The sequence below is a fragment of the Acidaminococcus nyctereutis genome, from assembly GCF_052216985.1.
Taxonomy (GTDB): domain Bacteria; phylum Bacillota; class Negativicutes; order Acidaminococcales; family Acidaminococcaceae; genus Acidaminococcus; species Acidaminococcus fermentans_A.
The window spans coordinates 1-1,384 of the sequence record NZ_JBQOUY010000057.1 but is presented as its reverse complement, the minus strand read 5'-3'; the positions used below and the strand labels follow the sequence as shown (position 1 = coordinate 1,384).

Annotated in this window: 1 protein-coding gene; it reads left to right on the top strand. The window is 45.7% G+C overall.

Annotation, left to right across the window (positions count from 1 at the left end; all coding sequences use genetic code 11):
- The coding region (locus tag ACTUHY_RS12815) for a recombinase family protein (RefSeq protein WP_442827998.1) at window positions 1-1,260 on the top strand (1,260 nt) is incomplete at its 5' end.
- Window positions 1,261-1,384 lie beyond the last annotated feature (124 nt).

Here is a 1,384-nt window from a genome sequence, read left to right as displayed (position 1 = left end):
TTTGCTAGAAATACCGTCGATAGCCTTTCCACTATTCGGAAATTAAAAGAACACAAAATAGAGTGCTACTTTGAAAAGGAAAATATCTGGACTTTCGACAGCAAGGGAGAATTGCTCCTGACGATCATGAGTTCCCTGGCCCAGGAAGAAAGCCGGAGTATTTCAGAAAATGTCACCTGGGGTCATCGGAAGCGGTTTGCCGATGGCAAAGTCAGCGTCGCTTACAGCCGTTTCCTGGGATACAAGAAAGGCCCGAACGGTGGGCTAGTAGTTGTACCAGAAGAAGCAACAACGATCAAGCTCATCTACAAGCTATTCCTAGAAGGCTTGGGAACAACAACTATTGCCAAGCAACTAACAAAACGAGGACTTAAAACCCCAGGAGGAAAATCCAAATGGAGTGCACGTACGGTTTACAGTATCCTTCAAAACGAAAAGTACAAGGGAGATGCACTTCTACAAAAAAGCTATACGGTTGATTTTTTGACAAAGAAAACGAAAATCAACGAAGGGGAAGTCCCCCAATACTATGTAGAGCATGACCATGAAGCCATTATTGAACCTCAGACCTTTGAAATGGTGCAAGCGGAACTGAAGCGTAGAAATAAAGCACGGAAGTACTTCAGTGGTACTAGCATCTTTTCCACCAAAATCCAGTGTGCTGAATGCGGAGGATGGTTCGGTGCGAAGGTCTGGCACTCCAATGACAAGTACCGCAGGATCATCTACCAGTGTAATAATAAGTTCCGAAACAATACAGGGTGCAGAACGCCGCATCTGACAGAAGAGGAAATCAAGATGTACTTCGTCCGGGCAATGAATCAGATGATTACAGAGAAGGATGAGATTATCCAGACCATCGAGGATGCTAGGCAGGTGATCTGTGACAACGGAGACCTTCTAGCCAAACGAGATGCCATGCAGAAGGAAATCGGCATCCTGGTGGAAATGGCCCAGAATGCTGTGGAACGGAATGCAGGGGTGGCGCAGAACCAGGAAGAGTACCAAAAACAGTATGATGACATCATCAGCCGCTATGATGCAATGAAAATTGAGTACGAACAACTGTGTGAGAAGATTGAAAACCGCCAGGATCGGAATGAGCAGCTTGGACGGTTCATTCAGGAACTGAAAGGTCGGAAGAACCTGCTCACCGAATTTGACCATTCACTCTGGTGTGCCCTGGTCGATAAAATGATAGTAAAAGATAAAGAGAATGTAACCGTGGTCTTTCAAGACGGGACGGAAATCAAGGCATAAATAGAAACCGCTTTGCAGAAATGCAGAGCGGTTTTTTCTTTGTCCAAAACACCAGGCATGTCAATTTTAACAGCAATTGCAGGGGGCTTCTGGGGTGCACTTCACTTTGCACCCCAGGGTGCAT